Here is a 20,407-nt window from a genome sequence, read left to right as displayed (position 1 = left end):
CTAGTCTTATGCGTCATTGTTTGGGCTATTCTTTAGTTTTGGTGAGGTCTTTAACCCCTACATCCACCACATCCATAAAGTCGGATCGGAATTCCAAAGCCTTATTGCTAAAAACAGGTTTGAAGTTGTTTTTAACCAAGGGTTTGGCATTGGCTTGAGGGGCATGGCATTGGGTGCAATTAAAGCGCGCATCGCTAATGCTCCCCTCCTTAGCCGGGCGGTTATGCCGAAAATCAAAGAAATGGGACTTAGGCACGGGTGTTGCCCCCACGGTGCTGGCCACATCGGGCATGTGGCAACCCAAACACTGGTTATTGTCCTTAGTGATGGGCAAGAGTCCGGTTACGTCATGGGGGATCATGGGGGGGGCGTTTTCATAGGCTCTCTCAAAGCGTTTGCTCTCACCCGGGGGGAGCTTGTGGTATTCATAGGAATGCAACCTCAAATCCCTTTCATCCTCTAGGGGGGCTTTACGCAAACCAATTTGCGTGTCGCTCACCAAGGATTCATGTTTGCTGTGGTGTTTGACAGCATAGAGCAAACCCACCAAAACCAAAACAGCCAGCATGCCCATGCGTATCTTCATCATCATCTCCTCATTTGAAATCAAAATGAGATTATAGCATAGTCTTAAAATAGAAATTTAACTTGCATAGTAAAAATCCACCAAACCCACCTTTCTTAAGATGATGGCATGGTGGGCTAAGAGATCATCTAGGGCACTTTTGGGCATGTAATGCAACGATTCTTCTACGCTCAAGGGGCGGCGTTTGAGCAATTCTAAAAAAGCAGAGGGCGTTAAATGCAGATGGGGCATTTGTGGGGGCGTGGTGCGGCTTGGCAAACTTAAGGGCAAGTTTTCAAAGTGGGTGGCTAATTGGAGTAATTGGGCGTGGCTAGTGGGCTGGACTTTGTAGGAGGGGGGGCGATCAATGGTGCTTAAATCCACACGAGCAAGATTTTTGACTTGTTGTAAAAACGAAACCAAGGCTTGGATATGCTCGGGCGCATCATTGACTCCTTGCACGACCAACACCTCAGCGACTAGCATGCCTGAATACTGGTTGGCAAAATCTAAAATGCCCTCTAGGATAGACTCTAGACAGAGATTTTTGCTAGGCCGATCGATTTTTTTAAACACTGGGGACAAGGTGGCATCTAAGGAAAATTTGACAATATCATAATGGTGTAACGCCCTTTGGACTTCAGGCTTGCCAAATAAAGACCCATTGCTTAAGATCAAAGTTTGGGTATGCGGGGGGGTTAGGGGTTTGAGAGCACAGATCAAATCCAAAAGATGGGGGTAAAGAGTGGGTTCGCCATTGGCGGTGGTGGTGAGCACATCTAAACGCACGGGGCAATTTGCCAACGCCTCTTGCACGGCTTGGACAATCATTTCTAAGGGTAAAATGGTGTACATGCGATCAATGGGTTTGGCTTTGGCAAGTTCGCAATAAATGCAATCAAAATTACATTGCTTGATCGCTCCAGATAAGTCAATCCCCAACGACCAGCCAAAGCGGCGCGAACGCAGAGGTCCAAAGACAATGGGGGCTTTAGACATCGGCTAACTTTTGGAAAGTGCACTTCAAGCACACCCACACGCTAGGTTTTCTCTTATAGGCTTTAAACACCAGCATATACCCACACTCGGGACATTTTTGATCGCTGGGTGGGTAGTTAGAGATAAATTGGCATTGAGGGTAGTTAGCACACCCATAGAACAACCCCCGCCTACCTCTCTTTTCCACAATATGCCCACTACACTCGGGGCACACACCAACAACTTTTTCTTCTTTGGGGTGAGGGGCTTTGGAGCGGATATTTTTGCATTGCGGATACCCACTGCATGCCACAAACTCGCCAAAACGCCCCTTTTTGAGCACCATGGGCTTCCCGCATTTCTCGCATGGCTCTAGGGGGGTTGGGGTTTGCTCGGTGGGGGGTTTGATAAATTTACATTTAGGATACCCACTGCATGCCACAAACTCGCCAAATCTGCCCTTGCGTCGGACTAATTCTAAACCACACTCTGGGCAAAATTCCCCAGTTGGCACGCTGGTTTTTTGGGAGGCAATTTGGGCTTTTCCAGCCTCAATTTGGTCCATAAAGGGGGTGTAAAAATCAAAGAGCACCTGTTGCCATGAGGCTTTGCTACTGGCAATAGCATCTAATTTATCCTCTAGACCCGCACTAAAAGCTACATCCACAATCCCACTAAAATGTTTTTCTAAAATCCCAATCACCACAAAGGCATCTTCTGTGGGCACGAGTTGTTTATTTTCTAACTTGACATAGGAGCGATTGGCCAGCAGGGCAATGGTGGGCGCATAAGTGCTGGGCCGCCCAATACCCAAACTCTCTAGAGTTTTAATCAAAGAGGCTTCTGAATAACGCGTGGGGGGTTCTGTGGAGCATTTTTTAGCCTCTAACTTATCTAGGCGCACACTCTGATCTTTTTGCAAGGCGGGTAAAAGTTTATCGCGATCGCACTCGCCTAAAACCCGATGGTAGCCATCAAAAATCAATTTACGCCCGCTGGCCTTAAAAGTGCCATCCGCGCAACACAGGCGTAGGGTTTGGTTTTCAAAGAGAGCATCGGTCATTTGGGAAGCCAAAAAGCGGTTATAAATCAACGTATAGAGCCGGTATTCTTCAGGCTTGAGATAATCCTTGGCAACGGTGGGCGTGAAGTTTAAATTGGTCGGGCGGATGGCTTCATGGGCTTCTTGGGCGGCTTTGTTTTTGGAGGTGTAGGTTTTGGGCTTGCTAGGCAAATAGGGCGCGCCGTAAGTTGTTCCAATAAAATCCCGTGCTGCCTTGATCGCTTCTTTGGCGACATTCAGGCTATCGGTACGCATATAGGTGATAACCCCACTCATCCCCTCAGGGGTCGCCACGCCCTCATAAAGCCTTTGGGCAATGCCCATGGTTTTAGAGGGACCATAGCCTAGGTGTGTGGAGGCACTTTGTTGCAAGGTGGAGGTCATGAAGGGTGGGGGGAGGGGCTGGTTTTATTTTTATGGGCGATCTCTTGGACTTGGTAGGTTTGGGTGCGCAGGTGTTGGACCATTTTGAGCGCATCGGGTGCATCAGTGAGGCTTTGTTTTTTGATTTTCTCTCCCCTGTAACTCTCTAGGCTTGCCTCTATACACCCCTCAAATACGCCCTCAATGTTATAGTAAATCAAGGGCTTGAAAGCTTGAATCTCCCTTTCGCGATCCACCACGATTTTAAGCGCGGCACTTTGCACCCGCCCAGCACTCATGCCCTTAGCAATTTTGTTGGCTAGCAAAGAGCTCAAACTAAAACCCACAATGCGATCAAGCAGGCGCCTAGCTAATTGGGCGTTGATTTTATAAACATCGAGGGTTTTAGGGTGTTTGAGGGCATGCAAAATGGCGGATTTGGTGATCTCATGGAAGACAATACGGGGGAAGTGGAAAATGGGGTTGTTGGAGGGCGCATGGTTGGTTTGTTGCTCTAAATCTAGGGTTTCTTGCAAGATTTGATTAGCACTCATCTTTTTTGTCTGTGAAGTGCGTTGGTTTTCCTTGATAAGATAGGCAATGTGGTAACCAATGGCTTCCCCCTCGCGATCCTCATCGGTGGCGATATAAATTTGGCTAGCACTCTTAGCTAGGCTTAAAATTTGTTCCACAATGTCCTCATGGTCTTTATCCACAATGTATTTGGGAATAAACTTATCCTCTTGGATACGAATCCCCATAGCGTATTTGCTCAAATCCCGCACATGCCCTTTAGAGGCGATGACATGGTAATTTTGATCGAGAAAATTGGCAATGGTCTTGGCTTTTGTGGGCGATTCCACAATAATAAGCTTTTTTTGGTTGGCTTTCATCTCACACTCTGGTCTTGGTTTTTAGAACATTATAGACTATTTTTGTGGGTGTTGTGTTACTTTTCAAAGTTCTTGTCCAAAAACATGGAATAGCTCTTGCTTTTGTGTGGGTATCACATTAGCAAAGGATGCAAAGATGAGTTTTCGGATCAATACCAATGTTGCGGCTTTAAATGCGCACACAATCGGCGTGCGCAACAATCGGGACCTTGCTAGCTCTTTAGAAAAATTAAGCTCAGGGTTGCGAATCAATAAAGCCGCTGATGATGCTTCAGGGATGGCAATTGCAGATAGTTTGAGAAGCCAGAGCGCGAGTTTAGGGCAGGCAATCAAAAATGCCAACGATGCGATCGGGATCGTCCAAACCGCTGATAAGGCGATGGATGAGCAGATCAAAATCCTAGACACGGTGAAAACAAAAGCCGTTCAGGCCGCTCAAGATGGGCAGACTGCAGAGACTAGAAAAGCTTTGCAGAGCGATATTCTACGGCTTTTAGAAGAGCTAGACAATATCGCTAACACCACGAGCTTTAATGGGCAACAGTTGTTGGCGGGTAGCTTTTCTAATAAAGAGTTCCAGATAGGTGCTTATTCTAACACCACCATCAAAGCATCCATAGGCCCTACAGGAACAGACAAGATCGGGCATGTGCGTTTTGAAACCTCGGGGATGGATCGTGCGGGGATGCAGGTGAGTGCCGGGGCAAATAACTTAAAAGAGGTTACGCTCAACTTTAAGTTAGCCAACTCGGTCAATGATTTTAAGTTGGAATCAGTCAAGATTTCCACCAGTGCGGGCACGGGCTTAGGGGCGTTGGTGGAAGTGATCAACAAGTTTTCTAACACGCTAGGCTTACGTGCAAGTGCCAATGTCATCGGGACCGGGGGTAAGCCCGTGCAATCAGGCACCATCCAAGGGCTCACCATCAATGGCGTGTTGATCGGGAACATCAACGATGTCAAACGCAACGACCGCGATGGACGACTCATCAATGCGATCAACTCGGTTAGGGAACGTACGGGTGTAGAGGCCTATATTGACATCTCTGGGCGTTTAAATTTGAAAAGCACCGATGGACGTGCGATCTCTGTGCATGCGGATGGGAAAAGCGGGGCTGTGCTTGGGGGTGGCAATTTTGTCGGCGTGTCAGGTAAAAGCCATGCGATCGTGGGGCGTTTGACTTTTGTCAAGCAAGATGCGCGCGACATCACCGTGAGTGGGATCAACTATAGCCATATTGGCTTGCATTCCTCTCAAGGGGTGGCCGAATACACGGTGAATTTACGCGCAGTCAGAGGTGTATTTGATGCCAATGTCGCTAGTGCCAGTGGGGGCAATGCCAATGCTACACAGGCAGGCCTCAACTTTAAGGGCATCGGTGCGGGAGTAACCAGCCTTAGAGGTGCGATGGTGGTGATGGACATGGCAGAGAGTGCGCGTGTCCAGCTAGATAAAATCCGCTCCGATCTAGGTTCTGTACAGATGGAGTTAGTGACCACCATCAACAATATCTCTGTAACGCAGGTGAATGTGAAGGCAGCCGAATCGCAAATTAGAGATGTGGATTTTGCCCAAGAGAGCGCAAGTTTCTCTAAATACAACATCTTGGCACAGAGTGGGAGCTTTGCGATGGCACAAGCCAATGCGGTCCAACAAAATGTCTTGCGACTCTTGCAATAGGGAGAATTGGGGCTTTGTCGCCTAATGCATGACATCTATGAAAAGAATTTGGCCATCTTGGCCACGAAAGACCCCTTGTTAGCCCTGCAACTCTCCCAAGTTAAAAGCAATCTCAAATATGAAGTCTTCATGCAAAAGGACGACTTCAATATCATTGACATCACCAGCAACACGCCCCTTTTTAAGCACAAACCCCTAGAGGAAAATCTCCAACGCCTCAAGGAATTAAGCCCCTATATCTACACGCCCTATTTGTATTTTTATGGTGCGGGGAATGGCATGCTTTACCGCTTACTCTTAGGGCATTCTCAAATCCAGCGAATCGTGGTGATCGAGCCTGAAATTGAAATTTTATTCATTGTCTTTAACTTGTTGGATTTTAGCGAGGAGATTCAAAACGATCGTTTGATTTTTTTGTTAGCCAGTGCGTGTTCTTACCAAATGCTTTCCTCTCTTTTTGACATGGACAAAAAGGCGCGCATTTATGCTAAAGTCTATGAGCTCATCATTTTCAACCATTACTACGATCGCTACCATGAGCAAATCCAGCAGATCAATCAAGATTTGATCAAGGCGATTGAAAATGCTGTCATCAGTGTGGGCAATGATGCCAGAGATGCCATCATGGGGATCAAACACCATGTCCAAAACCTCCCCTATCTGGTGCAAACCCCCACGCTTTTAAACTTGATTGATGCCCTTAAAAAGCGCAACGTCCTTTATAACACCGCCATTATTATCTCTACCGGACCTAGTCTTAACAAGCAATTACCCCTTTTAAAGCAGATCGCCCCCTATGCCACCCTCTTTTGCATCGATGCCTCTTTTCCCATTTTACATGCTTATGGCATCAAGCCTGACATTGTGCTCTCTTTAGAACGCGTGGAGGCTACGGCTAAATTCTATGAGGACACCCCAAAGCTTGCTCAAGAGGGTGTGATCTTTGCGATCACCTCCATTGTGCATGAACGCTTGCGTGAGGCGATCACGCATGGCGTGCCACAATTTAGCTTGCGCCCCTTTGGCTATACCAGTGTTTTTGGCTTGCATGAATATGGTTATTTGGGCATTGGCATGAGCGCGGCGAATATGGCTTATGAACTCATTGTGCACGCCCGTTTTGCGCGTTGCATTTTTATCGGTCAAGATTTGAGCTTTGCGCCTAGTGGGGCAAGCCATGCACAAGGGGCTTTGTATGGGGCTGATGAGATCGCCCCCAAGCAAGAGGGGGAAAAGATTTTTATTGAAGGCTATGGGGGAGAGGGGCAGGTGGAGAGTACACGGATTTGGAAACTCTTTTTAGATTTTTTTGAAAAGGACATTTACCACACGCCCTATAAACTGGAAGTGATCAACGCCACAGAGGGCGGGGCGCGCATACAAGGCACTTTAGAACTCCCCTTTACAGAATGCTTAAAGCGTATTCACGAGGATTTACAAACCACAGAACCCAAAACACCCCTCAAGCTCACACCCCCAACACCCAAGCAAAGTGTGCATTTTTTAGCCAGTGCTAAGAAAACCTGCCAAGACATCATCGCTTATTCCAAAGAGTGCAAAGAAAAAATTGAGGGCTTGTTTTTAGAAGTGGCGGGGTTTTTAGAGGAGATCGAGGCCCTAAATGCCCAAAAACAACTAGAACGCTTGGATCTCAAAAAATTAGAGGAACTCAGCACCAAAATTGATGCGATCAAAGATTTATTTGAAGAAGTTAAATTTAACTATTGCTTTAATGATGCGATTCAGTCCTATATTTTCCACCAAGAGTTAGACATCGCCAAGATTGTGAGCAAAGCCACTTTTAATCAAGATGCGCTCAAAGCCAAACAATTAGAGTGGATTTACGCCCACAAGTACTGGCTTTTTAGCCTCGCTGGGGGGATCACCTGTGTGATGGAGATTATCGAGCAAGCCTTGCAAGCTTGGGGAAAAAATTAGCGCATAATTTTGGGGGCTCTAAAAAGGCTTATTAGACCCCTATGCTCTAATGCGTATAACCCATCGGAACGACCCCATTCTCTTCTGAGAGTCGCTTATGCTTTCCTAGTTTAGCGGTGTCTAACTCTTTGATCGCTTGCTTGAGGTCTTTTAAAAATAAGGACATTTGTTCCATACTCTGATCGGCGCGCACGACAATACGCATCACAGAGACATTTTGGAAATTGGCAGGGAGTGGATAAGCGGGTACCTGCCAGCCATTAAAACGCAGGCGATCGGCTAAATCATAAAGGTCCCATTGTTTTTCTTCTTGCGCTTGTGCATTCATCGCCCAGCAAACAATGGGGATATTCTCACCCCCATTAATCATGTCAAAAAGTCCCAATGCTTTAATGCCCCTTGCCAAGAAAAGCCCTACATCACGGGTTTTGGCATGCACGGCTCTATAACCCTCAAAGCCCCAACGCACAAAGCAATAATATTGTGCCCAAATTTGCGAGCCAGAGCGGGAAAAATTGATTTGAAAAGTGGGCTCAAAGTCCCCCAAATACGCCACCTTAAAGATCAATTCATCGGGCAAGAATTGCTTATCACGCCACATCACCCAGCCAATCCCCGGATAAATGAGCCCGTATTTATGCCCAGAAGTTGAGATAGAGATGACATTTTCAAGGCGAAAATCCCACGCTAGATCCGGCTCCATAAAGGGCAGATACAGTCCACCAGAGGCAGCATCGACATGGATGGACACGCTGATTTTAGCCTGTTGGTTATATTCACTTAGTAACCTATCTAAGGTCACAATGTCATCAAACGCCCCTGTATAAGTGATTCCCATGATGGGCACGATCCCAATCGTGTAGTCATCGCAAAGATCAATGGCTTTTTGCGCATTCAAGGTCAGGTCGTGCCAATCGCTCAGAGGAACTTCGCGCAACTCCACATCCCAATAAACGCAGAACTTTTCCCACACCACTTGGTAGCCCGAGCTGACAATGAGATTTGGCTTTTTGGCGTTGGTGTCGATGCCTAGAGCTTGTGCCCTCTTGCGCCATCTAAATTTCATCGCCATTCCGCCTAACATACAAGCCTCTGAGGAACCCACCGTGGAAGTGCCCAAATAATCCTCTTTAGGGTTGGCATTCCAAAGATTGGCGATGATATTCACACAGCGTTTTTCAATCTCGGTGGTTTGTGGGTATTCAGACTTATCAATGGCGTTAGTCGCCATGGAATCGAGCATGATTTTTCGGGCTTCCTCCTCCATATAGGTCTGCACAAAGGTGCAAAGATTGTAGCGGGGGTTGCCATCATGCATCATCTCATCGGACACCAACTGGTAAGCGATGCGCGGATCCATCATCTTTTGCCCTATCTTTTCGCGGGGCAACAAAACATCGCTCTCCGCACTGCCAAAAATGGGCGTAGAAGAAGTGTCCGCCTTAAAAACAAATTTTTCCTCATCTCTTTCGATGTGACTTTTTTTGTGTAACATGAGAAGTCTCCTATTTTCTTTAAATGTGCTTTAAACTGAGAGCTTTTTCCAAGCCTGCATGAATCGATAATAGCGGTTTTTGGTTTTTAAATCTTAAACACACTTAAGAAGTCATTGAGATCAAGGGTTTGCTGGTTGAGTTCATTAGAGGATTTTTGCATCGAATCGTTGATTTTTAATAAATCTTGCACACAGGCAGCGATTTTGTCTCCATTCTCAAGAACACTTGTGGTGTGTGCGTTGATTTTTTGGATATTGTTGAGATTAATCAAGGATTGATCCACCGCGCTCACAATCACGCTAGAGAGATGGTTCATGTGGCTTTGCATTTGGCTTGAGTGTTGGGCTAGAATTTGCATTAATTGCAGATTATCCTTTCTCTCTTGGTTCATCTTGGCAATGGATTTCAAAATGTGCTTGACAATGGCTTCACTCTCTGTAATATTGCCTTGAGTCCTCTCGGCTAATTTTCTCACCTCATCGGCCACCACCGCAAAGCCCCGCCCGTGCTCGCCCGCCCGTGCGGCTTCTATGGCGGCATTGAGGGCGAGCAAATTCGTTTGATCGGCAATCTCGGTGATGGCATCCAGTACACTTGAAACATTCTGTGCCTCTGTGGATAAAGATTGCATTTCTAGGGCATCATTTTCCTCATTGGCTTTGTTGCGTTGGACATGCTCATCAATCACGCTCACTGCTGCCTTGGTTTCAGACACATTTTTGAGCACGCCCTCTAAAAGCTCTCGGGTAGAAAGGGACACCGCCATGCTCTCATCTAGGATTTGGCGGCTAGAGTGGCTTAAATCCGTGTTACTACGGCTAATTTGTTCGATTTGCTTGGAATTGGAGTCCAAATCTGCAGAAATGGTGCCTAGAGACTTGGAGATTGCCGTGTTGTTTTGCACTTCCTTAAAGATTTTTTGTAAGGTGTTGCGCATGTACTCGATGAAGACATTCACCGATTTGGTCATCAAACCTATTTCATCATGGGTAACAATGGCGATCTTGTCGGTGAAAGTTTTACTATCTACGATGTGTTGTAATGCCTTGTTAATCTTTTGCAATCTCTTAAAAATATTGCGCACCACCAAGAGGGACAAAATTGTCGTAACAATAATGAGCAACACTTCACAGATTGCCAAGAATACAAAATAGTGGGTATTCTTGCTGATCTCAGTCTCAGTGAGATTTGTGATGTTTGTGCTGATTGTATCCTCTACTTGTTTGAGCAAATCGATTTTTCTTGTGATGGTTGCAAACCAGATTGTAGGCTTAATGCCAAAATTGCCCACAAGGTATTTTTTGATCAGTGCTTGGCGCATCGCCTCCACATCTTTAAAGCTTGAATCCTGTGAGACTTGGCGGAAAAACGCCACGCTCTTGGCATCCCCAAAGGAGAGGAAATATTTTGTAAAAACCTCTTGCTTGGCCACTAAGGCGATGAATTTAAAATAATTGGGATCGGCTGGGGCATTGGCGATGAAGATTCGATTGGCTGTAGCCCTCTCTAGCCCAGACATCTCTTTGGCATAAAGGAAGCTGATATAGCCCATCATTCTATCCGCAATGCGGGAGCTATGGATGATATTAATGGATTCTAGCACGCTATCTAAAAAGAGATCGATGCTTTGCGTGAAGTAGGCAATCGTGCTATCCACAAGTGCCTTCTTATCCTCAGATACCATGGCATCGCGGATTTGGGGTAATTTGTCTAAAAAATGCAACTCTTTTTGCAAGGTCTGTATGTATGCAACATCTAAACCCGGAGCGGAATTTAGAAATTTTTTAAGTTGCTCTAAGCGCGTATCTGTGTGCCGCCTTTGCTCTTGTAGCTCTTTGGCAAATTGCACCCCATTACTAGAGAGGAAACCCGCACTCATCCCGCGTTCTTTTTGCATTTCATGCACGAGCGCAGAGAGGTATTTGGACACCTCGACTGGCGCGCTAAGTCCTTATTGCGCACCAAAGAGCCATAAGTGTTATATAATTGCCACAACATAAAGGACAATAGGGCTACCATCGGAATTGAAATGATTAATATGATTTTACTTTGTAACTTCAAACCATTAAGCGGACCCAAAAAAGACTCCTAAAAAACGCTTGTTATTGACAATTCTCTTAATAACCACGTCTATATCACCCAACATTCCTTGGAAATTCTAGCATATTTCACACAAACAAGGTTTAATGTGTTGGCGTGATTCTACCAACATTTTGTCTCTAGGTTTTCTCTATTTGTGTCAAAGGAGATTATATGCGACTCACCAACTCGCCTTTTGGACCAGTTGACTTCAGGTATGTTGCACGAACAAAGAATATCGCCACTGCTACACTCGGACCAAAGGCTTGCAATGCTTAGGCATATTCTCTCCTTTCTTTAAGATTAAACTAATCCACAACATTCACAAAACCGCTTGTTTTAAAGCGCTTGCACGTCTATTTGGGCGTTATTTGCCTTGATTTGGCAGGTTTCTATGTTTTGTTGGGAGCGCCCTAGTTGGATATTCCCATTATTGATTTTAATCTCTAAGGCGCGCACGCCCGCTTGTAGTTCAATCGTGCCGTTATTTGCCTTGGTGTAGCAGGTGTCTAGGGGCTCATATAAGAATAAGTCGCCCGAATTGACCTTAGCCTTGAAATTTTTGATCGCGCTTTTCACGCTGACACTGCCATTATTGAGCTTTAACTCTAATCGTTCTATGGGCGCATTCACCGCCACCTTAGCGTTGTTGGCAGACAAGTAAAGGGCGATGTGATTAACAGGCAGATAAATTTTAGCCCTCCGGAAAACCTTGCAATCCCCTTGCAAGCCCTTTTTTACTAAGAGGGCAAAGGCATCCCCAATGCTACGGATTCCCCTAATCTCTTCGACTAATTCCTCATCCTCTGGGGTGGTGATGTAAAGGCTGTGATCGTTGTGCTCGATCAAGAGATCCGAATCGCTAGTATCGCTTTCAAACACCACGAACGCGTCTTTTTTATCGGTGGGCAAGACTTCAATTTCCATCTTTAAGCCAAACTTCACTTCTAAGTCGCTGGCTTTAAACTCAAATGTTTTTTCCATCGCTCACTGCCTTTCTTAAAATTTCCTTTTGTTTGCGGATTTTTTCCACTAAAAAGGGCGCATTTTTGGGGACAATGGGGCATTTCTTGGATTTGCTGAGGTAGTTTTTGAGCACACAGGCGCGCCCCATACATTGGAAGAAAAAGAAACAATCCTTACAAGCGGGGTCAAATTGGATGTGCTCCTCCCACGCCTCGAGCTTATGCGCCTCTAGTTTTAGCCCCTCTTGCAAATTACCAAATTTATTATGCTCTTGGTTGAGCGCGATGGTGCATTTAAGCACCTCTAATTTAGGATTGATCGTTAAATTCGAGGACTTGGAGGCATAACACACCGATCCGGCAATTTGGGTAAGCATGCCTAAATCGCCTAGTAAAAAGCCCTGTTCTTGCGCCTCCCTCTCCCAAGTGCCCTGCATATCGGCGCACCGCTATGACAAGCTTGCTTGCGCTCGGGCGTGATGGTGTTATTGCCCTCAGAATAAAGCCCAATGGGTCTAAAGAGTAGGGCAAAGCGGTGATCCCCATTGATAAAGTCAAGATTTTTAAAGAATTGCGCTCTTTGTTCGGGACTAGAGCTGTGTTGGTTGAAGTTACACCTCAACATGATGTAAAAGTGCTCTTTAAGCGCGCTGATCGCCTTGATATTGCCCATGATCTGATCATAACTCCCGCCCCCGCCACATTTGGGGCGCATTTTGTCATGCTGTTCTTTAAGCCCGTCTATGGTGATCTGAAAGGCTTTGACATTGCGTTGCACCAACGCTTGCATGTTCTCTTGACTCAAAAGATAGCCATTGGTGGTCATAGAAGCAGTGTGTTTGATATGGGCAATTCTCTCTTGAAAGGCTAAAATCCATTTGAGGTTTAAAAGGGGCTCACCCCCGAAATATTCGATGCGGATGCGCTTGTCTTGGTTATGCGCGATGAGCTCAAAGATTTTATCGCTGTGGAGCTGTTTAAATCGAGCGGTGTCCTCGTGGTTTTCATAGCAATAGACACAGCGGAAATTGCACGCATCCCCAGCTGGGAGCAAGATTAAATGCAACTCATTTTGTTCTTTTTGAATCTGCTTGCCAAATTCTTGTTTGTAAAACCCTTTTAAAAAGGCTTCATCAACTAGAAAAGCACTTTGGCTTAAAAATTCGAGGTGCTGAGCGGGGAAGTCTTCAGTAAAGGCGATTTGGTGCTTGGTTAGCTCTGCAATGTATCTTGGCTCAATGGAAACACCGATGTCATTGAACCAATTATAGAGGTAGAGTTCCCCCCCGATTATCTAAGATACTCACTTGTTTGAGCAGTTGGTGGTAATTCATTTTTAAAGTCCTTCCTTTTAGTGGCTTAACCCTAGCATAATTCTTTACTCAAAATCCTTAAGTTAGGGTTTAATATAGCCCAACTCTAAAAGCGCGTTTGCCATCTCTTTAAGAATGGGGCCGTTTTTGCTCCCCCCCTCGCCATGTTCGACTAAAATGGTGATGGCATATTGGGGGTTTTTGTAGGGCAAAAAGGCGGTGATCCACGCATGTGAGCGGTGGAAATATTCCATTTGACTCTCTTTGATGCGCACTTGGGTATTTTGATCGATCCCCACCACTTGGGCAGTACCCGTTTTGCATGCTAAAGCCACCTTCGTCCCACGCGTGCTTTTATAGGCTGTGCCCCCGGGGGTGCTACAAGCCCCATACATCCCCTCACGCAAGAAGGGGAGTTTGGATTTTTGTAACCCATCTAAAACATCCTGGGGCTTGGGATGTTCTTTAAGGGAAAAATGAGGGATGGGGAGTTTGCCCGAGGCAATTAGTGCAGTGTAGTTAGCCACCTGCATGGGCGTGGCTAGAAAAGAGCCCTGACCAATGGAGGTGATCAGCGTATCCCCCACATTCCACATCGCCCCAAAGCGTTTCATCTTCCAACTCGGATCGGGCAAGATTCCCACAAACTCATTGGGCAAATCCACCCCGGTTTTTTTCCCAAAGCCTAGTTTCCTGAAGGTTTTGGTGAGGTTGTCAATGGATATATCTAAAGAAAATTTATAAAAATAGACATCGACAGATTCTTTGATCGCCTTATAAAGATTGGTTTCGCCATGCCCCCCTGCTTTCCAATCCCTAAACTTGCGTTTCCCCACTTCAATATAACCGGGTGCAAAAACACTTGTTTTTTCCGTGATGGGTAGGTATTCTAAGAAACTCAAGGCTGAACCCATTTTCACCACCGAGCCGGGCGGGTAAAGCCCATTGATGAGGCGGTTTAACAAGGGGTTGTAGATATCATCTTGCAGATTTTTCCAATTAGCCACACTAATACCCCCAATAAATTCGTTCAAGTTATACTCCGGATAACTCCCAGCCACTAAAATCTCCCCAGTATGCACATCCATGACAATAATTGCGCCCCGTTTGTCGATAAACAGCGTGTCTGCCTTGTGTTGCAAGCGTTTATCGAGGCTTAAAATGAGATCATTATTGGTTTGAGGCTCCTTTTTCTCCAACACTTCCAATTCTTGATTGAGCGCATTCACGCTGACTAGCTTATAACCCATCTCACCTTGCAAAAAGTCGTTATATTCTTTTTCTAACCCGGTCTTGCCGATGGTGTGGGTGTATTGACTCTTGGGGTTTTCTTTGAGGTCTTGGGTGTTAGCCGCACTCAAATACCCGATCACATGTGCGGCTAGGGCGTTATTGGGGTAGTAGCGCTTGTTTGCCGCATTGATAATGATATGTGGGTTTTGGGTGAGCTTGGCATAGAGGGGTTGCATTTGGTCATAGGGGATAAAGTCCAAGATAATAATGGCATTGTGGTTGTAGCGGGAATTTTGTTTTTGGTAATCCTCGAGCGCGTCGGTGGGGTTTAAATCGGGGAAGTAGTGTTTTAAATACGCAAGCTGGGCTTGCAGTTGGGCTTTTTTTAAAGAGGGGGGGAGGGCGATGCTAAAACCTAGTTGGTTAATAGCGAGCAATTCGTGGTTGCGATCCATGATCAGTCCCCGGGTGGGCACTAAGATTTCTTTTTTGGTCATGTTGCGCAAAGCGAGTCGCTCAAAGTAGTCGTTGGTCTTGATTGTCAAAATAAAGATTTTGAGCAATAACAATGCCCAAACTAGGAATAAAAACCCTAAGACGAATTTATACCTGAGACTTAACATAAACCCTCCAGAGCACAAACTCAAAAAGGCTATAACCCACTAGATAGCGGAGCATTTCGACACTATTTTGATTCAAGAAAGACAGAATCACAAAGTAAATCGCATAGATTGCAAAAATATGGAGGGCATCACCTAGTGGGTTGTCTGCAAACATGTTCAAAAGCCAATGCACCACGATCTTATCGTACAGGATGAAGAGCAAAATCAAAACCCCCAAGGGTTCTAGGTGGATGGCTTCAATGCAGAGCAGACAAAAAAAGATGTAGAGCATCCACCCGTTTTGTTGGTCCTCTTGGGCACTGAGCATGCGGTAAAAGGCAAATAAAAACCCAATCATGGGGGGTAAAAACAAATAAAGGTCTTTTAAATTGCTATACAAGTAAAAGCCCAGCCCATAGGCGATCCAGCGGGTATAGTGCTTGAATTTAAGTATTTTCATCAGTTTTGATCCCAAAAAGTCCCTCGATGATCGCCATTTGGATCGCATCTAAAGAGCCAAATTTAGCAGAAATGTCAGTTGTTTTTAAGCAAGTGGCTAGGCAGTTGGGGGTTTTGTGCCAAAGGGCGTGTTGTTGGTTGGCATTGAGTTTATCAAATTTGGTGTAAATCCGGCGCACTTGTTGGGTGGGGGCAATTAACTGATCTAAAAAACACGCGACCTCTTGATCGAGGGCAAGGTTGGGGTGCCGTGCATCCACAAGGTGCAAGAAAAGCTTAATGCTACTACGTGTTTTTAACAAATTGCATAAAAAAACCCCCCATTCTTGTTGCAAACTCTTAGAAACTTTGGCATACCCAAAACCGGGTAAGTCGATACAATGAAATTTTAAGACTTGGTGTGTTAATTGCCATCTAGTGTCAAAAAAATTAGCTGTTTGGGTTTTACCCGGGGTGGCCGAGCTCTTGGCAATTTTTTGTTGCAACACCTTGTTAATTAGGGTGCTTTTACCCACATTGCTACGCCCCAGAAACACCACTTCGGGTAGGTGCATCGGCGGACAATGCTCTAGCTTACTGGCCGCACATAAAAATTGACTCTGCAGGACTTTAATGGGGGGCATGGGATTCCTTGGAGTGCTGGGCTTTTTGTTTGGCTTTTTTGGCCTTTTCTTGCTCGTTGGCTTTTTGGATGTCCTCCATATCAAAGATAAATTTAGCCGGCTTGTCTTTGCCCCCCACCACATCTGCATACCCGCTCACATTATTTAAGATGATCTCTTCGCCCTTAATGGAGTTGATCTTGCCCACTTCATTGACCACCGCATTTTGCAAGAGGCGGTATTCACGCTTGATTGCATCATAGATCAAGCGATCGGAGTGCCCCTCCACATGGCGGCCATCTTGGGTTACAATGTGGAATTTGACCGACCCGATCGCCTCGTATTTAATGGGTTTGCGTTTTTGGTTGGTGTAGATCACAACCTTATCAGCCGTGAGGGTGTCCTGCCCTTTTTTGATGAAAACATGCCCTTCAATGATGGTGGTTCTTTTCTTTTCATTGGCTAAAAATTTATCAGCAGTGATCTCCAAAGTCTCCTTGAGGGGCACAGCACCTAAGAGCCCCACTAACACCAGCAAATAGAATAATCTTAAAATGGCAAATCCCCTGTGGGTGATTTTCTTGAGGATTGTTGGGTATTTTCTAGGTTGATAACCGCGTGGATGTGTTTAGCCCGCAAGATTTTGGCCACATGGTTGTAGGTGATGTCATCGCCCTTCACATCTCCCTCTGGCGCACTCAAGTAAAAATACCCGTGCCCATCAAAAGTCTGTTTGCTGTGATCATAAGTGCCTTTTTGACTCCAAAAACTTTCGTTATTGCTGGTTGTGTAAAGAACGCCCTTAGGGAAGGTGTAAAGATCCTTTTTACGCACCACCACTTCTCCTTTAGCGTGCTCTTGGGTGTGGGTTTGGGGGTCAAACTTGCTGAGTGTAAAATCATAGAGCACCTCGTGATCGCTATATTGCAATGCTCTGCTCCCTTCAATCTTAAAATCGGTGCTGGCGGTGCTTGTTTGGAAAGCGTGGAATTTTTGCACCTCAATTTTAGCAAACTCGCCCCCTTTGGTTGAGAGACTAGGCTGGGGTTTTAAAAAAAGCAAAATCAAGCCCACCATCACCACGCTTAAAGAAATAAAAAAAATCCAAATTGAGTTGAGCCGTCCCACAAATTATTCACGCACCAAGATCGTGGGTTGGGACATGTGTTTGGCATAGTCATTTGCCTCTTCTTCGCTCTTAAAGCCGCTGATAAAAACGCGGTAGATGGGCTGGTTGTCTTTGATTCCTTCTACCATGCGGATTTTATGCCCCTTTTTTAATTTGGCTTGCCAATTGCGTTGTGCCTTGAGTGCCCCCTCTTTATTCCTAAAAGCCCCCATTTGCAACGAAAATTCCCCACCGCTGTAGCTTTGTTGGGTGGGACCGACTTTAAATTCTTTTTGGAGGGTGTGGTTTTGGGGGATGTTTAGAGTTTTAGCATATTGCTTGGAGACCACCCCCCCAAACCCTAGCACCTGCAGTTTGACAGGAGCAACCCCCTTGCCCACCATTTCAATATCCCTAGCGGCGATGTTGGAGAGATCGATGATGCGGTTAGGCACAAAGGGACCTCGATCATTGATCCGCACAATGGTGCTTTTGTTGTTATCCTTATTGGTAACCTTGACAATGGTATTCATGGGTAGGGTTTTATGGGCGGCGGTGTGGGCGTACATGTTATAAGTCTCGCCATTACTCGTTTTTCTAGCGTGGAAATTGGGGCCATACCAGCTAGCATACCCATCAAAGGTCTGCCCTACAGCGACTTTTGTTGGGTAGTAGGTCTTTCCACCCACCTTATAAGGGCGCATGGTGGCTCTTTGCATCGCCTCTGAATCAATCATGCCCCCCGTGAGCGATCGGGGTGTAACTTTAGCGGTTGTGGGCGGGAGAGGTGCGCTAGGGGAGGTTTTAGTGATGGGGGGTGTAGAACTGAGCGGAGGTTTGGGGCTGGGGGTGCTAGAGACACTAGGGGTGCTAGGCGTGTTTGGGGGGGTGGTGTGGAAACTGGGTTGGGGCTGGTAGGAGCGGCTAGGGGTTTGGCTAACAGGTGGGCTATAAGGCTCATTGGAGTAAGCAGGCGTGTTAGGGGAGTAAGAAGGGGCGTTGGATCGTGCCCCACCGAAGTTTCTAGCATCTTTATAAGCCCATAGACTTTCATGGGATTTGGCACTGGGGGGTGGTGTGCGGGGGGTGGAGGGGGTTTGTTTGCAACTGGCTAGAAACAACACACACACCAGTCCTAAGAGCCTATTGGATAAATTCATTTTGCGCCACTTTTCGACCACTTTTTTCAGAGGGTTGTTTTTTGAGGATCGGGATGATGAGGTGTTGGTTACGGCTCAAAAACGAGCCTTTTAAGTTGTTTGCCATTTTGAGCATCTCAATACTGATATGGAATTTTTTGGCAATGGAATAGAGGCTTTCTCTGGGCTTGACTTTGTGGCTAATGAAATTGCTGGCAATGTCTTTGCTGGGCGTGTAGTGTTGCCTAAAATAGGCCAAATTCTCATAGGGGATATAAACCATGCTTTTTTGCCCAATGGGGAGGAAATTATATTTAAACTGGTGGTTGTAAGATTTAAGTTCAATCAAAGAGAGTCTAGCTCCTTTGGCCACCTTTGCTAATAAAGTCCCCCCTTGAATTTCCAAACTGGCTAGTGCCACGCGTGATCCGCGATTCAGCAGATATTCTTTGTGTTCCAACGCATCGATATTGCTAAAGGCAACCGCCAAGCTCAAAATGGAACGGATATAGTTGCGAGTCTCTTTGGGCAAGAATTTTTTATCCTCGTCAAGTAAGATATTCAGATCATCGCTCCTAGCCTCTTTGATGGCTTGCAACACCCGACCCGGACCGCAATTATATGCCATCGCTACCAAATACCATTGCCCGGTTTGCTTGTAGAGCATTTGGAAGTAACTAATAGCTGCTTGGGTGCTTTTGATGGGATCACGTCTCTCATCGATATAACGATTAACCTTTAAGCCTAACATTTTGGCGGTTTCGGGAATGAATTGCCAAATCCCCACCGCCTTTTTATCGCTCTTGGCATCTGTAGCAAAATGCGACTCAGCCATCGCCAAAAACAAAAACTCTACGGGGATATTGGCTTGGATGAGCATGCTTTTAATCGTGGGGATAAAAACCCCATTGGCATCGTAATGTTTGATGAGTCCCTTCAAAGTTTGCTGGATATTTTGGTAGGTTTGGGTATTATCCACGCTCGCTAAAAACTCCCCATCGACCCCAAAGGCGTTTAAGGGCTTTAAATTCAATACATTATTAACTAAAGAGTGGGCACTAAGTGGGTTGCCCAGACAGAATGCCAAGAACAGGCTGATCAGGTTTAATTTTTTCATTTAGGACGCTCTTAAGCAACCAAAGAGGTTTTGGGCGTTTCGGGTGGTGATTTGCGCTAGGGTGTTAGGGTCTAGATCCAGCACATGGGCTATTTTTTGGGCAATTAGGGCAATATGCTTGGGTTCGTTGCGTTGTCCTCTAAAAGGATGGGGGGTTAGGTAGGGCGCATCGGTTTCTAGCAACAAGCGATCTAGGGGGATTTTAGGCAAAACCCCCACTAAATCTTTAGCATTTTTAAAAGTCGCCACGCCACCAATGCCAAAATAAAAACAAGAACTTAAATCCAGCAACACTTCATCGGCGTTGTAGCAATGCAAAACCCCCCTAAGATTGGGGTAACTTTTTAAAATGTGGTAGGCATCTAGGCTCGCCTCGCGGATATGCACGATCAAGGGCTTAGAATACTCTAGGGCTAATCCAATTTGTGCCCTAAAAATATCTTGTTGGGCTTGCTTGATGGAATCTGCTTGGCTCTCTTGGCGGTGGTAATCCAGCCCACACTCACCTACCGCCACACATTTAGGGTGCTGGATATGCTCTTTTAAAACACCCAAATCAAAACTTTGTTGATCTAATGGATGGACACCCACCGCAAAATAAAGTCCCGCATGCCTCTCGCTCAAGGCGATGGCGCGTTTTAAATCCTGTGGATCAGCCCCCGGGATAATGGCCACATTGACATGCACCTCCCTAGCACTCTCTAAGACCTCTTGTAAATCAGACTCATAGAGGGCGTGATCCAAATGGCAATGGGTATCAATCAACATATGTCTCCCTTACACAATCAAAAGCTCTATTATATTATAATCTCA

17 protein-coding genes and 1 pseudogene are annotated in these 20,407 nt (G+C 45.8%); 2 read left to right on the top strand and 16 right to left on the bottom strand.

All coding sequences use genetic code 11. The annotated features are described in order from the left end of the window. Positions 1–25: 25 nt before the first annotated feature. The 3 genes and pseudogenes from EAO36_RS01765 to topA form a co-directional block, all read right to left on the bottom strand. The gene (locus tag EAO36_RS01765; protein WP_120955624.1) at positions 26–586 is read right to left on the bottom strand and encodes a nitrate reductase cytochrome c-type subunit; all 561 of its coding nucleotides are present in this window, start codon (positions 584–586) and stop codon (positions 26–28) included. A gap of 57 nt (positions 587–643) precedes the next feature. Beyond that, entirely contained in the window at positions 644–1,564 is a 921-nt protein-coding gene (locus EAO36_RS01760) for a radical SAM protein (protein WP_120948097.1), read from the bottom strand. Further along, positions 1,557–3,862, bottom strand: a pseudogene (gene topA, locus EAO36_RS01755) (type I DNA topoisomerase). Before topA ends, EAO36_RS01760 begins: the two are co-directional and overlap by 8 nt. A 136-nt stretch (positions 3,863–3,998) precedes the next feature. On the opposite strand from topA, the gene EAO36_RS01750 reads away from it, so the two are divergent. Further along, on the top strand, positions 3,999–5,543 hold the full coding sequence (locus EAO36_RS01750; RefSeq protein ID WP_120948096.1) for a flagellin B: 1,545 nt from the start codon (positions 3,999–4,001) through the stop codon (positions 5,541–5,543). A 24-nt stretch (positions 5,544–5,567) separates the two neighbouring features. Continuing rightward, positions 5,568–7,481, top strand: a complete 1,914-nt coding sequence (locus EAO36_RS01745) for a motility associated factor glycosyltransferase family protein (protein WP_120955623.1) — start codon at positions 5,568–5,570, stop codon at positions 7,479–7,481. 46 nt (positions 7,482–7,527) lie between these two features. Here EAO36_RS01745 and EAO36_RS01740 read toward each other — a convergent pair whose 3' ends face one another. The 13 genes from EAO36_RS01740 to EAO36_RS01680 all read right to left on the bottom strand — a co-directional run bounded on the left by EAO36_RS01740 (position 7,528) and on the right by EAO36_RS01680 (position 20,362). After that, positions 7,528–8,976, bottom strand: a complete 1,449-nt coding sequence (locus EAO36_RS01740) for a glutamate decarboxylase (protein WP_120948094.1) — start codon at positions 8,974–8,976, stop codon at positions 7,528–7,530. Between the two features lie 86 nt (positions 8,977–9,062). Further along, the gene (locus tag EAO36_RS01735; protein WP_235852231.1) at positions 9,063–10,907 is read right to left on the bottom strand and encodes a methyl-accepting chemotaxis protein; all 1,845 of its coding nucleotides are present in this window, start codon (positions 10,905–10,907) and stop codon (positions 9,063–9,065) included. A 488-nt stretch (positions 10,908–11,395) separates the two neighbouring features. Further along, positions 11,396–12,040: a DUF4097 family beta strand repeat-containing protein gene (locus tag EAO36_RS01730; protein WP_120948093.1), complete on the bottom strand. Its 645-nt coding sequence runs from the start codon at positions 12,038–12,040 to the stop codon at positions 11,396–11,398. Then, a complete protein-coding gene (locus tag EAO36_RS01725) occupies positions 12,024–12,458 on the bottom strand; it encodes an SPASM domain-containing protein (protein ID WP_120948092.1) in 435 nt (144 codons plus the stop codon). The genes EAO36_RS01730 and EAO36_RS01725 overlap by 17 nt, the downstream gene beginning before the upstream one ends. Further along, a complete protein-coding gene (locus tag EAO36_RS01720; RefSeq protein ID WP_162983241.1) occupies positions 12,410–13,087 on the bottom strand; it encodes a radical SAM protein in 678 nt (225 codons plus the stop codon). Before EAO36_RS01720 ends, EAO36_RS01725 begins: the two co-directional genes overlap by 49 nt. A gap of 330 nt (positions 13,088–13,417) precedes the next feature. Then, complete coding sequence (gene mrdA, locus EAO36_RS01715; RefSeq protein WP_120955621.1) at positions 13,418–15,190, bottom strand: penicillin-binding protein 2; 1,773 nt, start codon at positions 15,188–15,190, stop codon at positions 13,418–13,420. After that, positions 15,171–15,629: a hypothetical protein gene (locus EAO36_RS01710; protein WP_235852230.1), complete on the bottom strand. Its 459-nt coding sequence runs from the start codon at positions 15,627–15,629 to the stop codon at positions 15,171–15,173. Before EAO36_RS01710 ends, mrdA begins: the two co-directional genes overlap by 20 nt. Beyond that, positions 15,616–16,251: a ribosome biogenesis GTP-binding protein YihA/YsxC gene (yihA, locus tag EAO36_RS01705; RefSeq protein ID WP_120948089.1), complete on the bottom strand. Its 636-nt coding sequence runs from the start codon at positions 16,249–16,251 to the stop codon at positions 15,616–15,618. Before yihA ends, EAO36_RS01710 begins: the two co-directional genes overlap by 14 nt. Continuing rightward, positions 16,238–16,768 carry a lipopolysaccharide transport periplasmic protein LptA gene (lptA, locus tag EAO36_RS01700; protein ID WP_120948088.1) on the bottom strand — a complete coding sequence of 177 codons (531 nt, stop codon included), beginning with the start codon at positions 16,766–16,768 and terminating at the stop codon, positions 16,238–16,240. Before lptA ends, yihA begins: the two co-directional genes overlap by 14 nt. An 11-nt stretch (positions 16,769–16,779) precedes the next feature. Beyond that, entirely contained in the window at positions 16,780–17,358 is a 579-nt protein-coding gene (locus EAO36_RS01695) for a hypothetical protein (protein WP_235852229.1), read from the bottom strand. Positions 17,359–17,361: 3 nt separating this feature from the next. After that, entirely contained in the window at positions 17,362–18,498 is a 1,137-nt protein-coding gene (locus EAO36_RS08965) for a septal ring lytic transglycosylase RlpA family protein (RefSeq protein WP_328588032.1), read from the bottom strand. After that, the gene (locus EAO36_RS01685) at positions 18,482–19,594 is read right to left on the bottom strand and encodes a lytic transglycosylase domain-containing protein (RefSeq protein WP_120955620.1); all 1,113 of its coding nucleotides are present in this window, start codon (positions 19,592–19,594) and stop codon (positions 18,482–18,484) included. Before EAO36_RS01685 ends, EAO36_RS08965 begins: the two co-directional genes overlap by 17 nt. Then, positions 19,595–20,362: a TatD family hydrolase gene (locus tag EAO36_RS01680; RefSeq protein WP_120948085.1), complete on the bottom strand. Its 768-nt coding sequence runs from the start codon at positions 20,360–20,362 to the stop codon at positions 19,595–19,597. Between the last annotated feature and the right edge of the window lie 45 nt (positions 20,363–20,407).

The organism is Helicobacter mehlei, assembly GCF_003660265.1.
In the GTDB taxonomy this organism is placed as follows: domain Bacteria; phylum Campylobacterota; class Campylobacteria; order Campylobacterales; family Helicobacteraceae; genus Helicobacter; species Helicobacter mehlei.
The sequence above is the reverse complement of the archived record's forward strand: the minus strand, read 5'-3'. Positions and strand labels throughout refer to the sequence as shown.